The sequence below is a fragment of the Leuconostoc mesenteroides subsp. mesenteroides ATCC 8293 genome, assembly GCF_000014445.1.
Taxonomy (GTDB): Bacteria; Bacillota; Bacilli; order Lactobacillales; family Lactobacillaceae; genus Leuconostoc; species Leuconostoc mesenteroides.
Map to the genome: position 1 here is coordinate 1,603,056 of NC_008531.1, position 12,619 is coordinate 1,615,674.

The window sequence follows — 12,619 nt, forward strand, 5'->3', positions numbered from 1 at the left end:
TTTTTTATTTTGTTAATTTAAAATTCTTGACGTAAATCACGAGCATTTGCAAGAGCAGTTTCAGTAATATTGTCACCAGATAACATCATAGCAATTGCGTGAACTCGACCATCTTCATCCAATGGTTCTACTTGAGTGAGTGTACGATCATTTTCAGTTAACTTTGAGATCAAATAATGATGAGTTGCGGCAGCTGCAACTTGTGGTAAATGCGTAATTGCTAAAACTTGTGAATCGGTTGAAATTGTGAGCATTTTTTTTGCTATTGCCTGAGCCACACGACCGGAAACACCTGTATCCGCTTCATCAAAAACAATTGAAATGATGTGCTGCTGCTTAGCAAATGTAGTTTTCAGTGCTAACATCAGGCGAGCAGCTTCTCCACCTGATGCGATCTTGACCAAGGGCGCCATTCCTTCTCCAACGTTAGTTTGGACATAAAATTCAACTTTATCAATTCCCGAGGAGATATAGCCTTCAACTGGATCAAAGTGTACAGCAAACTCGGCCCCATTCATTAATAAATCGTTCAATTGCTGATTAACATTCTTTTCCAAATTTCGGGCTACTTTTTGTCGGGCCTCACGTAATTTAATCGCTTTTTTTCTTAATAACTGGCGCATGTCATTTTGTTTGACCTGTAGTCGTTCAACATCATATTCATCATCATCTATAAGCGAAAGCTCTTTTTCGATTTTGGCTTGAAAATCTAAAACATCTGCAACCGATGTACCATACTTGCGTTCTAATGAGTGAATCAGCTGAAGCCGGTCATCAATACGAATTAGTTCTGCCTCATCGTATGTTAATTCACTCAATTGTTCGTCAACATCACGGCCAACATCTTGGGCCGTGTAGTAAGCTTCGGAAATCGTTTTTGCTAGCTCAGCATATTGATCATCATATTCTGCAATATCTTGTAGTTGATGAACTGCTTCAGCGAGGGAGTCTATGGCTCCGCCTTGCTCGCCGCTTAGTGTTGTCTGCGTTAACTGAAGTCGATCAGCAATTTTTTTGAAATTACGTAACTTATCACGTGCATCTAATAAATCATTCTCTTCATTTGGCTGTAAATTGGCTTCCTGCAGTTCTTCTTGTTGGAATTTTAAAAGATCTAAACGTTGTGTGATTTCTTGTTGTGACGTTTGAATATTTCTAATACGAGTGGTGATAGAACGAAACTTTTGAAAAAGTTCTTGGTAATCATTTCGAAATTGCGTAGTTTTTTCATCACCAAAAGCATCCAATAACGGTAAATGTTCCTCTGGATTCAGTAATTGCTGTGCATCATTTTGTCCTTGGATATCAACTAAGTAACGACCAATAGCCGCTAAAGTTTTCAAATTGACAAGAACACCATTGATTCGAATAATACTCCGCCCATTTTGGTTTAATTCACGATAAATAATAAGTTCATTATCATCGCCTGCTACACCACTTCGAGCAATTAGATCTCTTAGCTTTTGATTATCCGGAACACTGAAAACTGCCTGTAGAACAGCTTTTTTACTGCCATGACGAACCATTTCAGAGTTCGCACGACCACCAGTTAACATAAAAAGTGCATCAATAATAATTGATTTTCCAGCACCTGTTTCACCGGTTAAAACACTCATACCTTCTTCAAACTGAAGATCCACTTTTTCAATAATCGCAAAATTTTCTATAATTAGATTTTCTAACATAAGTAACTCCATCAACGTAATACATGCTATACGTTGTTATTTTTCAAGTAACTTTTGAATAATGTTAATCACTTTTGCCGTAGGAATACCATCTTTTAATAATACGAGAACCGAACCATCATCGCTTATGGTCGCAAATATTTCCGGTAGCTGCACTTGCTCAATCAGGTTTGATACCAATTGACCATTTCCAGGTTGAACTTTGATCATAATCATTCCACGCTGCGCACGCAAACTCAAAAATGATTGCTGTAGCGCTCGACGTAATCGCTGTAAATATGGCCTGTCATCGGATTTTGGTAAATGATACAAAAAGCCATCGTGGGAATTTGGAACTTTAATTAATCCCAACTCATTAATATCACGCGATATTGTAGCTTGGGTAACCTTTTCGCCAATCTTTTCAAAATACGCAACAATATCTTCCTGACGACCCACTGGATGCTCTTTAATGAGCGACAACAAGGCTTTTTGGCGATCTTTTTTATTCATGATCATTCTCCTTATGATTGAGTTGCTCATAAGTGCGTTCAAGTAACCTGTCAATATTAATATGTTCGCTGATTTCGGCTTGATTTGATCGTTTCAGTACTGCTAAGAACTCAATATTACCTTGTCCCCCTTTAATTGGCGAGTAGGTTAAGTCCGTAATGCTAAAACCATCAGTAACCATCATTTGTGTTACTTTTTGTAAAACTTGTTTATGAACAGCTGTATCTTTGATAATACCGTTCTTACCAACATTTTCACGTCCAGCTTCAAACTGTGGTTTAATTAAGGCCACAACATTACCACTCATAGTAATAATGTTGGCTAGTGCTGGTAAAATAAGTCCCAAAGAAATAAATGAAACATCAATTGTAGCAAATTCTGGTTGTCCGTATTTAAAATCAGCTAATTTTGAATAGCGAAAGTTTGTATTTTCCATAACTTTCACACGATCATCGTTTCGTAACTTCCAAGCTAGTTGATTGGTACCCACATCTAGTGCATAAACAAGTTTGGCACCATTTTGAAGTGAAACATCAGTAAAACCGCCCGTGGAAGAACCAATGTCTAACACCGTTTTATTTTCAACGGTAATATCAAAATCATTCAATGCTTTTTCTAACTTCAATCCCCCACGGGAAACATATTTTAGCTGTTCACCTTTGAAATGTAGTTCCGTTGTCACGGGAATTTTTTCACCCGCTTTATCTAAACGTTCTTCGTTATTGCCAAGAATCTGACCAGCCATCACAGCACGTTTTGCTTGCTCACGTGACTGAAACAATCCTTGTTGGACCAGCAATACATCAACACGTTCTTTTTCAATGCTCATTTTTTATCTCCAATTAAACTAACAAAATCATCCAGCAAACGTCGATCAAATTGTTGATCTTGTTCAACAGTATTAGCTAATATTTCTTGTGTTGAGAAGAGGTATTGGTCAAGCACACTTTGTGCCTCTTTAACACCCACTATATGTGGCAATGAGTTCACATCTTCTAATTGATCTTGCTGATAATCATCTAAATCATCTTGAATTTGAAAGGCCAATCCGAATTTTTCACCAAAATCATACATTGCCTTCTTCGGATCAAAATGATTATCCTCAACATTGACATTTTGATGGGTCAATATTGCGCCCAACGTTGTTGTATATCTTATCAATGCTGCAGTCTTCATGCTATAAACATCATTTAACAACCAATTTGTACTAGCATTTTGTTCTTCAGTGTGATTATCCATATCATGGAGTTGCCCTAAAACCATTCCTGATCCACCTGCTTCGCGAGCTAAGTTTTGAGTAATTAATAATAGCTCTTCAGTTGGAAGACAATCCTCAACACTGCATGAACTATTGGCAGTCGCTATGACTCCAAAGGCACCAGTTAATAACGCATCGCCGACTAAAATAGCATTGGCTTCACCATATAATGCATGAACGCTGGGTTTGCCACGTCGAAACATATCATTATCCATTGCCGGCAAATCATCATGAACAAGGGAATATGAATGAACCCATTCAATTGCCGTTGCTACTTTCAATATACTTGGTGTGATAGATTCTCCAAAACTTGTAACAACTGCTAACGTCAGCAATGGTCGGAGCCTTTTGCCACCATTCAAAACTGCATACTTCATCATAGCAACTAAATCAGCATCTGGGGAAGCCATTGATAAATCATTTTCCAATTGTTGATTAATTTTTGGAAGCCATTCTTTTTGGAAACTTTTTAAATCAATCATTAGTTAATTCCAAATCTGATAATTCATCATCATTATCTATAACCTTTGCCAATGTATCTTCAGCATCCTTCAATGTCTTTTGTAAATCTTTGACCAAACCAACACCGGTTTGAAAATCAGCCAAAGCGGTTTCCAAGGGACGATCACCCTTTTCTAGCTGACTCACGATACTTTCTAATTGTTGTAACTTATCTTCAAATGTGGGTTGTTCACTCATGCTGTACTCCTGTTATTTTTGCCGTGGCATGCCCATCAGAAAAGTGCATGTCAATTTCATCATTAATCGTAATATTTGTTATGCTACGAACTACTTTATTGTCATGCTCAACAATTGCATAACCACTGGATAATATTTTCAAAGGGCTGACTAAGTCTAATTTAGTACTTAATAATTGTAATCTTTCTTGTACAGGTTGCAATAAACTACGTTGTAACTGCTGCTGTCGTTGCAATATTGCCGCTAATTTGTGTTCTTCATTAATTACTTTTTGTTTTGTTAGCTGTTGCAATGCATGCGATAACTGATCTATTCGTTGATTATACCCCGTGTATAACCGATCCGGTTGCTGAAAAATAACATGCGTTGCAACTCGATTTAATCGTTGTTGCCTCATGTCAATCATCTGTTTAATCCGTGATATTTGCCGTAAATGTAATTCTTGCAAACGGGTGGTCAATTGTTGTAATGTTACCGGTGTCGCTAGTTCAGCTGCAGCCGTTGGCGTAGCTGCACGTCGATCAGAAACAAAATCTACTAAGGTATTATCTGTCTCATGTCCAACTGAACTAATCACCGGTGTCTTCATACTAGCAACAGTTCGCGCCAATTTTTCATCATTAAAAGCCCACAAATCTTCAATGGAACCACCGCCACGTCCAACAATTAACGTGTCAAAATCCATATTATCAATACGTTGGAGCTGCCGAATAATTGTTGGCGCTGCCTTTTCGCCCTGCACTACTGCTGGAAATAAAATAACCTGAGCACTTGGAAAACGTCGTTGCACCGTACGAGCAATATCTTCAATAACTGCCCCAGTTGGTGAAGTAACTACCGCTATTTTTTTAGGAAATAGTGGTACTTGTTTTTTTGGCAAATCAAACAATCCTTCGGCCTGTAGTTTACGTTTTAGTTGTTCATAAGCTAAAAATAGTTCACCAACGCCGTCGGGAGTCATTGATTCCAAAATAATGGAATATGAGCCCCGTGGTTCATATATTTCCACCCGCCCAATCGCATTAATCTTCATCCCCTCTTCGGGCTGAAATTTAATACGCCGTTCATAGCCAAACATTGATGCATTAATCACGGCATTGCTTTCACTATCCTTAATAGAAAAATATAAATGTGGCCCGCGACGACGACCCATATTAGAAATTTCACCGGTAACATAGACTTTGGCTAAATACGGATCAGCATCAAATTTTCTTTTTAAATAAGCAGTTAATGCACTGACCGTTAAATATTGATTTCGTTCTTTTTCCATTTTTCCTTTAAGCCTACTTAATTCAATAACATGTAAATTCTACTACAATTATACATTAAAATCTGCATAAAAAAACAACTAACCTAAGTTAGTTGTTAGTTTGGCGTGCCAGATTCGCTCTGGCTGGCGGCTATTGATTGTCACATCAATAGCAAAGTCGCGTCACTACAGTGCAAGCACTGTTAGTCAAGTGAGATGAGCGAGTTCCACAACAACACTCATCACCTACATCTATACGAGACTTGTGATTAAACACAGTAGGCCGCAATCAGCGCTAATTTTTCAAGCGCTTCGACTCATCGCATACATCAATTATATCAATAAATTATAAAATAGTCAAAAAATATTCTATTTATTTCAGTATAACCAAACAAGTAGTTTCGTTTACACACACGAGCAAAATCGTTATAATTATAACCATGATAAAATTAACAAAGCTTGAAAAAAACTACATTGACCGCATTGCTAACCCCACTAAAACAGCCTTAGAGGATTTAATTGTGCCTATGTCTGATTTAAATGATAAGGCTAAACTAGCTCAATATACTATCGACACCTACAACTTAGGGGAACTAAATAATGTCAAAACCACGGTTTCAAAACACATATTAGACTTTACCTGTCTAGACGATAATAAACTCTTACATGTAACTGGTTATATTGAGGCAGACTGAGGGCAGTTGCTTATTCTTCGACACCCACATCTTCCTTTTCCGCTTGTTTTTGTTCATTAACAATATGTTCAAGTTGTTCATTAAACCATGTGGAAATTTTAGCCTTCACACTCTCAGAATCATCTACGTATGTGGCAACAGAGCTTGCTAATGATATTTTCAAATGGGATTGACTCTCAAATTCATTTTCAGCAATCATATACAGATTGACATCTAATGCGTCTTTTTCTTGCCAAACCAGTTTTCGTAATTGGTTTTGATAGCGCAAGGGTAAATTAATGACATTGGTTTCAACACTTAATGTCGTCCCCGTGGACTCTACTCCGCCATTAATCTGCAACTCAATATGTATAAAGTTTTCATTTTCAATATGTGAATCAATTTCTGAAAAAAGCGCATCAAGCGGAATTGTTTCGTCATCAGCTACGTCTATTCTCTTTGTATAGAATGTTTCATTTTCGATATTGACTAATGCACGTTCACCTGTAATTTGCATCAAAAATCCCCTTTTATTTTCGTAATAATAATTTTTCTCAAAGTTTCTTTCTATTATAAACATAATTAACAACAAATACCAAAATAAAAAGAGCTCAAATGAACTCTTTTTTATTTAAAATTTATGTGGCATGTGATGCCAGAAATCTTCTTTATTTGTCTGACGTGTACGAGCAATCCCCATTGCATGTTCTGGTATGTCATTTGTAATTGTTGACCCAGCAGCAGTAATTGATTCTTGAGCAATGTTAACCGGTGCAACGATTTTGGTATTTGAGCCAATAAACGCGCGATCTCCGACAGTTGAATTAAACTTATTCACCCCATCGTAATTAACAAATATCGTACCTGCTCCAATATTAACATCTTGACCAATAGTGGCATTACCTATGTAAGTGAGATGTCCTGATTTGGTGTCTTTACCCAATTTAGCATTCTTGACTTCGACGAAATTACCAATATGAACATTATCTTCTAAATGAGCAGCCGGTCGCAAATGTGCATATGGACCCACTGTGGTACCATTTTGCAGGATAGCATCTTCAATGTGCGATGATGTAATCACATTATTGTCACCAAGCACACTATTTACGATTCGTGATCCTTGTGTAATAGTATTATTTACGCCGATGGTCGTCTTGCCTAAAATAGTTACGCCACCCTCAATTAATGTATCGGGCCCAATGTTAACCGTTGAATCAATATATGTATTCGCTGGATCTAACAGTTCAACGCCATCAACCATTAATTGATGATTAATTCTTTCGTGCATGACGCGGTTAGCTGTTGCCAATGCTACTCGATCATTAACTCCTAATGACTCTGTAAAGTCTTGGAGTGTGTGCGCACCAATCTGTTCTCCTGAGCGTCGCAAAATGTTAAGCGTGTCAGGTAAATAGTATTCGCCTTGCGCATTATTATTTTGTACTTTTGCTAGTGATTCAAATAATAAACGGTTATTGAATACATATACGCCAGTATTAATTTCTTTAATACGACGTTCTGTAATACTAGCATCTTTTTGTTCAATAATTTTCTGAACTGTCTCATCTTCTCCGCGGACAATGCGGCCGTACCCAGTAGGATCATTGGCAATGGCAGTTAGTACAGTCACAGCGTTATTTGAACGTTCATGCTCTGCAATGAAACCTTGTAAGGTTTCTGAACGAAACATTGGCGTGTCACCAGACATAATTAGGGTGACACCATCGCTGTCTTTAAGTTCTGCCTCAGCTTGACGCACAGCATGACCAGTACCAAGTTGTTGAGATTGCAGTACAAATGAACTACGATTACCGACATGTTCTTGGACACGTTCAGCACCAACTCCAATAACAGTGATTAACTTATCCGTCTTAAGTGGTTCGACAGCATCTAGTACCCAGTCAATCATCGTTTGCCCAGCCACAGTATGCAATACTTTTGGAGTTGTTGACTTCATTCTTGAGCCATTTCCTGCTGCCAATATTAATACGTTTATATTGCTCATGTTTAATTAAGCCTCATGTTTAAATATTTCGTTCAAGTAATTACCCGGCGTAACCAAAATTGGATCACCATTTTTCAAGTTTGTGTCGACATGCAACAATGATGTGAAGTGATCAAGTAATCTGGTTGTTGAACGGCCTTCAGCAAATACTGCAGTGCCAACCACCGTACCATCAAATTCACCAACCAAGGTTTGCATCCCTTGAATTGTTCCGCCAGCTTTCATAAAGTCATCTACGACCAACACACGTGAACCTGTGCGCAGTGAACGACGAGACAATTCCATTTTTTCGACACGCTTTGATGATCCAGTCAAATAATTAACAGATACAGTCGGACCTTCGGTAACTTTCGCATCATCGCGAACAATTACAAATGGTACATTTAACTGATCAGCAACAGCTTGTGCCAACGGAACACCTTTAGTCGCTGCAGTCATGACAGCATCAATATCATCACGTATGTATTGTGTTGCAATTAAACGCCCAGCTTGTCGTAAAATATCAGGACGACCTAACAAATCAGATAGATAGACATAACCCCCAGGCAATACGCGCGTCTCATCATTTACTAACCGGCAAATATCGTCAATAAATTCTGCTGCTTCGGACTCAGTCATATAAGGAATAAAACGTGCCCCACCAGCAGCACCAGGTACCGTCTCCAATAAACCTGTACCACGTTCTTGGAATGTACGCTTGAGTATTGATAGATCCTCAGAAATTGATGACTTAGCCGATTCATACCTTTTGGAAAAATAAGATAAAGATATCAACTTGCGTGGGCGCTCAAGCATATAGCGCGCCATATCGACTAACCGGTCAGAACGACGTGTTTTCATGATGTGTGACGGACCAAAAAAGTTATTTTAGTCCGTTTCCTCCTAAACTTTTATTAATATTTACGACTAATTATACCATTTTTATTTTCTAATTGTTCGGAAACTAGGCATTTCGTTTGAATTGCCATATTGAAACAAGATAAATTATTACTTCTATAATAGCTATAAAAAAACTTGTTGGTAAATTTGTTAAATAAGCGATTGTCAAGCCAATCCACGTACCGAACAAAGCGAAGACAATGGCCATCCCCATAAGCTGCAACGTCGTTTTAGCATAATATTTTGCGCTCGCCGCGGGTAATGTTACCAACACAAAAATAAGTAAGGATCCTACCAATTGTGATGAAATACTAATCGATAATGCAATCATGATTAAAAAGGTATAGCGAACTGATTTTTGTTTCCATGTTTGAAGAAAAATACCTGCTTCGTCAAATGCTAATTGACGCAAGGAGCGGTAATTGAATAGTAGCGTAACTAATACAATTAAGGCTAAAATTATGAGCAAGTATAAGTCACGGTGGCTAATTCCAAGAACTGAACCAAATAGAATGCCAGTAGCAGCATTGGATGATGTATGACCTAGTGCTAAAAATAATATTCCCAAACCAATAGCCAACGCAGATACAGCACTTGTGACATTATCATGTTTCGTATACGTTGATTCCAAGGCGCCAATAGCTACTGAAGCAACAGAAGTTGCAATCATCATACCTAATAAAGCCGGCCAACCAATCCACAAACCAAAAGCTGCACCGGCAAAACCTATTTCACTCAAAGAGTGCGTTAAAAACGCATAATTTCGCGCCACAACAAATGTACCGATAACCCCGGCAACAATGCTGACAATCGTACCTGCTATGAAAGCATTTTGCATAAAATCATAACTAAACATGGCGCACCTCATCTTCTTTGTGCCTAGACGTCATATCCATCGTCAGTGTTTGCAGCTGGGTAGCATCCCCCTGTTGTACTTTACCATTTTCAAAAGAGAGATAGCCATCCGCAAAATCAGTGACCAGCTTGATTTCATGTGTAATAAATAGCACTGTCATATTTGTGGTTTGCTGTAAGGTACGGACATTTTCCAATAATTGCACTTTGTGTTCATGATCCAAACTAGCAGTAGACTCATCTAGAATTAACAAATCTGGATTTTTTACTAAGGCTTGAGCTACAAATGCGCGCTGTTTTTGTCCCCCCGATGCTAGTCCCAATCGTTGATCACGCATTTGATTTAAGTCCATACGCTTTAAAGCTTGAGTTATTAACTGTTTTTCCTCTTTAGTAAGCCATAAGCGGCTACCATGATTGAAATTCAGTCCGACAAATTCAGCTATACTTAAAGGATAATCACGAGAAATATCTCTGAATTGTGGGACATATCCAATACGATTCGTTGCTACCGTTAATGTACCTTCTGTTTGTTTATTTTGTCCAGTGAGTGCTTTAATGAAACTTGTTTTACCGGCACCATTTTCTCCTAAAACAGCCAGAAACTGTCCAGCTAATACCTCAATGTTGATATGCGATAAAATAACTTTTTCCCCATACCGAACCATGAAATCTTTCGTGCTAATGATTGTATTCATTTATCTAATGCCTTTTGAATTTTTTTGAGTTGCGTTAATTGCCAAGTCCAAATTTTCGTGCTGTCAGGCGTAAATTGACTAAACGTGACGACAGGGATGTCATCTTTTTTTGCCATAGTCACAAGTTTTTGTTTATTTTCAGTTGTGTCCTGTGACGTTGTAAAAATAAACTGAATTTTTTTATCAGCTAATTTACTCTCAAGATCTGACATTTGCTTATCCGTTAATTTAGATACATCATCTGTTTCAGCAGCGTATCCCAATTGTGTCATAAGCAAATGCTGTGAGTTGTTCGTAGCGACATACCGAATATCTTTTATTTTTTTTAGGATTGTGTAAAGCGTCGTCAAGTCGCTTGTTTTTTCCACAAATTGCTTATTGTTTTCGACATAAATATCACGATTTCTTGGATCCATGTCACTCAAATAATTCACAATTTGTTGTGCCATTACTACTGTTGTATTTGGGCTTAAATAATACTTCTGTGTTGACGAGTCTGTATGAATATAGTCACTCGCAATTACTAACTTAGGGCTACTATGTAACTTTTGAGCTTCTGTTAACAGCGCACTCGTGTGATCATCTGTCAAAAGTAGTTCAGACTTTTTAAATTTTGTTTTCTGTTGTGCTGTTTTGAGATTGCCCGACATGAGGCTGACACGCCCTTTTTTGCCGGCAATAGCTTTTGCAATTTGTTGATAGGCTGGATTATCTGTCGTAATTTTCACAGCAGTATCCTGTGCTTCAGTTGTGTCGCCAACCATTTTAGCACACACTAAAAGAATCCCAATAGGGATTAACATAATCGTTAAAATTGCATAAACGGATTGTTTATTCATGTCATTCGTTTCTAAAGTGGTATCTGTAATCGCTATAAAAAAAGCCCTTAAGCGGGCAACTCATCAGCGAATGTAATGTCAATATTCTTTGTTAAAATATCTGTATAACTATATGAAGCATGTTCAAAATTAGCATCCTCATCTAATTCGACAACGAACAATGAAGGAAACGTTGAACGAAGAATTCCTGAGCGCTCCGTGATCTTCTTTCGTCCAGCTTGGGCAATAATCGTCACTTCTTGACCCACATGAGCGTCAATCTTTGTTTTAATATCTTGCAAACTACTTGGCATTTTTATACCACCTTTCGTGTAAAAGCTAGTTCAATTATACCATAAATAAGGAATGTTTGCAATTTTCTGCGAATATTAAAACATATTGTCGAATAATTATTCGTTTATTGTGTTAAATTTTGATCACGTAATGCCAAATATAATTGCGTAAATTGTTCCAAATTCAGTCGTTCAGCACGGATTGCTGGATCAATTTGTGCTGATTTCAAAGCAACTGTTAATTGTTCTTTTGTTCCTGCATCTTTACCATATGTTTGTAACATATTATTCCATAAACTTTTGCGGCGGTGTGAAAAACTTCCTTTGATCACACCAAAAAGTTTACCAACATTTTCAACAACAGTTGTTGGTTTTAGTGGGGTTAATTTAACCACTGCACTATCAACATTAGGTGATGGGTTAAAGGAACTCGCTGGTACTTTGATTGCTAATGTTGCTTGTGCAAAGTATTGGATGGTTAACGTTAGTACGCCATAACTTTTCGTTCCGACTGCCGCATTTAATCGGTCAGCTACCTCGCGTTGCATCATAACTACGATATTATCCCAATTGATATTAGACCGAAGAAGCTGAATGAGAATAGGTGTGGTAATATAATATGGTAAATTGGCGACAATTTTTACATGAGCATTGTCACCGAACTCTTCGCTAATGACTTTTGCCAAATCAACCTTTAACACATCATTTTCGATTACCTTAACATTATCATAAGGCTTTAAAGTGTCAGCTAAAACTTCAACCATTTGCGAATCAATTTCAAAAGCTAACACCTTTTTAGCTGAGCGAGCTAACTGCTCAGTTAAAGCACCAATTCCTGGACCAATTTCAATAACATAATCCTCTGCAGTAATTTCGGCTGCTTCGACAATATTATGTAGTACATTTAAATCTGTCAAAAAGTTTTGACCAAATTTTTTCTTAGCTCGTAAGCCATATTCATTTAAAATAGCCTGTGTTCTCGTTGGATTGGCTATGTCAATTGTCTGTGCCATT

General features: G+C 37.7%; 15 protein-coding genes. 1 reads left to right on the plus strand and 14 read right to left on the minus strand.

Features of this window, described 5'->3' with window-relative positions; genetic code table 11:
• Window positions 1-17: 17 nt before the first annotated feature.
• The 6 genes from recN to xseA are packed head-to-tail and all read right to left on the minus strand — an operon-like array spanning window position 18 to window position 5,404.
• Window positions 18-1,685, minus strand: a complete 1,668-nt coding sequence (recN, locus tag LEUM_RS07825; protein WP_011680254.1) for a DNA repair protein RecN — start codon at window positions 1,683-1,685, stop codon at window positions 18-20.
• 36 nt (window positions 1,686-1,721) lie between these two features.
• A complete protein-coding gene (locus LEUM_RS07830) occupies window positions 1,722-2,177 on the minus strand; it encodes an arginine repressor (protein ID WP_010282264.1) in 456 nt (151 codons plus the stop codon).
• Entirely contained in the window at window positions 2,170-3,006 is an 837-nt protein-coding gene (locus LEUM_RS07835; protein WP_011680255.1) for a TlyA family RNA methyltransferase, read from the minus strand. The genes LEUM_RS07830 and LEUM_RS07835 overlap by 8 nt, the downstream gene beginning before the upstream one ends.
• A complete protein-coding gene (locus LEUM_RS07840; protein WP_011680256.1) occupies window positions 3,003-3,917 on the minus strand; it encodes a polyprenyl synthetase family protein in 915 nt (304 codons plus the stop codon). The genes LEUM_RS07835 and LEUM_RS07840 overlap by 4 nt, the downstream gene beginning before the upstream one ends.
• On the minus strand, window positions 3,910-4,134 hold the full coding sequence (locus LEUM_RS07845; protein WP_002815368.1) for an exodeoxyribonuclease VII small subunit: 225 nt from the start codon (window positions 4,132-4,134) through the stop codon (window positions 3,910-3,912). The genes LEUM_RS07840 and LEUM_RS07845 overlap by 8 nt, the downstream gene beginning before the upstream one ends.
• On the minus strand, window positions 4,127-5,404 hold the full coding sequence (gene xseA, locus LEUM_RS07850; protein WP_011680257.1) for an exodeoxyribonuclease VII large subunit: 1,278 nt from the start codon (window positions 5,402-5,404) through the stop codon (window positions 4,127-4,129). The genes LEUM_RS07845 and xseA overlap by 8 nt, the downstream gene beginning before the upstream one ends.
• Window positions 5,405-5,823: 419 nt before the next feature.
• Between xseA and LEUM_RS07855 the strand changes: the two genes are divergently transcribed.
• Window positions 5,824-6,078, plus strand: a complete 255-nt coding sequence (locus LEUM_RS07855) for a hypothetical protein (RefSeq protein WP_010288725.1) — start codon at window positions 5,824-5,826, stop codon at window positions 6,076-6,078.
• A gap of 10 nt (window positions 6,079-6,088) precedes the next feature.
• On the opposite strand, the gene LEUM_RS07860 is transcribed toward LEUM_RS07855, so the two are convergent.
• The 8 genes from LEUM_RS07860 to rsmA form a co-directional block, all read right to left on the minus strand.
• Window positions 6,089-6,574 carry a hypothetical protein gene (locus tag LEUM_RS07860; RefSeq protein ID WP_011680258.1) on the minus strand — a complete coding sequence of 162 codons (486 nt, stop codon included), beginning with the start codon at window positions 6,572-6,574 and terminating at the stop codon, window positions 6,089-6,091.
• Window positions 6,575-6,688: 114 nt separating this feature from the next.
• The gene (gene glmU, locus LEUM_RS07865) at window positions 6,689-8,062 is read right to left on the minus strand and encodes a bifunctional UDP-N-acetylglucosamine diphosphorylase/glucosamine-1-phosphate N-acetyltransferase GlmU (RefSeq protein ID WP_025268382.1); all 1,374 of its coding nucleotides are present in this window, start codon (window positions 8,060-8,062) and stop codon (window positions 6,689-6,691) included.
• Between the two features lie 6 nt (window positions 8,063-8,068).
• A complete protein-coding gene (gene purR, locus LEUM_RS07870; protein WP_011680260.1) occupies window positions 8,069-8,902 on the minus strand; it encodes a pur operon repressor in 834 nt (277 codons plus the stop codon).
• Between the two features lie 103 nt (window positions 8,903-9,005).
• Window positions 9,006-9,797 carry a metal ABC transporter permease gene (locus LEUM_RS07875; protein ID WP_002815374.1) on the minus strand — a complete coding sequence of 264 codons (792 nt, stop codon included), beginning with the start codon at window positions 9,795-9,797 and terminating at the stop codon, window positions 9,006-9,008.
• Window positions 9,790-10,494 (minus strand): ABC transporter ATP-binding protein, encoded by a 705-nt coding sequence (locus LEUM_RS07880; protein WP_010288554.1) that lies wholly within the window; start codon window positions 10,492-10,494, stop codon window positions 9,790-9,792. Before LEUM_RS07880 ends, LEUM_RS07875 begins: the two co-directional genes overlap by 8 nt.
• Complete coding sequence (locus LEUM_RS07885; protein ID WP_011680261.1) at window positions 10,491-11,333, minus strand: metal ABC transporter solute-binding protein, Zn/Mn family; 843 nt, start codon at window positions 11,331-11,333, stop codon at window positions 10,491-10,493. Before LEUM_RS07885 ends, LEUM_RS07880 begins: the two co-directional genes overlap by 4 nt.
• 47 nt (window positions 11,334-11,380) lie before the next feature.
• Window positions 11,381-11,626, minus strand: coding sequence for a Veg family protein (locus tag LEUM_RS07890; protein ID WP_002815378.1), 246 nt, complete (start codon window positions 11,624-11,626; stop codon window positions 11,381-11,383).
• Window positions 11,627-11,730: 104 nt separating this feature from the next.
• The gene (gene rsmA, locus LEUM_RS07895; RefSeq protein ID WP_011680262.1) at window positions 11,731-12,618 is read right to left on the minus strand and encodes a 16S rRNA (adenine(1518)-N(6)/adenine(1519)-N(6))-dimethyltransferase RsmA; all 888 of its coding nucleotides are present in this window, start codon (window positions 12,616-12,618) and stop codon (window positions 11,731-11,733) included.
• Window position 12,619 lies beyond the last annotated feature (1 nt).

Excerpts from the sequence above, each read along its gene's own strand:
- recN (WP_011680254.1), bottom strand. The coding sequence starts at position 1,685 with ATGTTAGAAAATCTAATTATAGAAAATTTTGCGATTATTGAAAAAGTG.
- LEUM_RS07830 (WP_010282264.1), bottom strand. The coding sequence starts at position 2,177 with ATGAATAAAAAAGATCGCCAAAAAGCCTTGTTGTCGCTCATTAAAGAG.
- LEUM_RS07835 (WP_011680255.1), bottom strand. The coding sequence starts at position 3,006 with ATGAGCATTGAAAAAGAACGTGTTGATGTATTGCTGGTCCAACAAGGA.
- LEUM_RS07840 (WP_011680256.1), bottom strand. The coding sequence starts at position 3,917 with ATGATTGATTTAAAAAGTTTCCAAAAAGAATGGCTTCCAAAAATTAAT.
- LEUM_RS07845 (WP_002815368.1), bottom strand. The coding sequence starts at position 4,134 with ATGAGTGAACAACCCACATTTGAAGATAAGTTACAACAATTAGAAAGT.
- xseA (WP_011680257.1), bottom strand. The coding sequence starts at position 5,404 with ATGGAAAAAGAACGAAATCAATATTTAACGGTCAGTGCATTAACTGCT.
- LEUM_RS07855 (WP_010288725.1), top strand. The coding sequence starts at position 5,824 with ATGATAAAATTAACAAAGCTTGAAAAAAACTACATTGACCGCATTGCT.
- LEUM_RS07860 (WP_011680258.1), bottom strand. The coding sequence starts at position 6,574 with ATGCAAATTACAGGTGAACGTGCATTAGTCAATATCGAAAATGAAACA.
- glmU (WP_025268382.1), bottom strand. The coding sequence starts at position 8,062 with ATGAGCAATATAAACGTATTAATATTGGCAGCAGGAAATGGCTCAAGA.
- purR (WP_011680260.1), bottom strand. The coding sequence starts at position 8,902 with ATGAAAACACGTCGTTCTGACCGGTTAGTCGATATGGCGCGCTATATG.
- LEUM_RS07875 (WP_002815374.1), bottom strand. The coding sequence starts at position 9,797 with ATGTTTAGTTATGATTTTATGCAAAATGCTTTCATAGCAGGTACGATT.
- LEUM_RS07880 (WP_010288554.1), bottom strand. The coding sequence starts at position 10,494 with ATGAATACAATCATTAGCACGAAAGATTTCATGGTTCGGTATGGGGAA.
- LEUM_RS07885 (WP_011680261.1), bottom strand. The coding sequence starts at position 11,333 with ATGAATAAACAATCCGTTTATGCAATTTTAACGATTATGTTAATCCCT.
- LEUM_RS07890 (WP_002815378.1), bottom strand. The coding sequence starts at position 11,626 with ATGCCAAGTAGTTTGCAAGATATTAAAACAAAGATTGACGCTCATGTG.
- rsmA (WP_011680262.1), bottom strand. The coding sequence starts at position 12,618 with ATGGCACAGACAATTGACATAGCCAATCCAACGAGAACACAGGCTATT.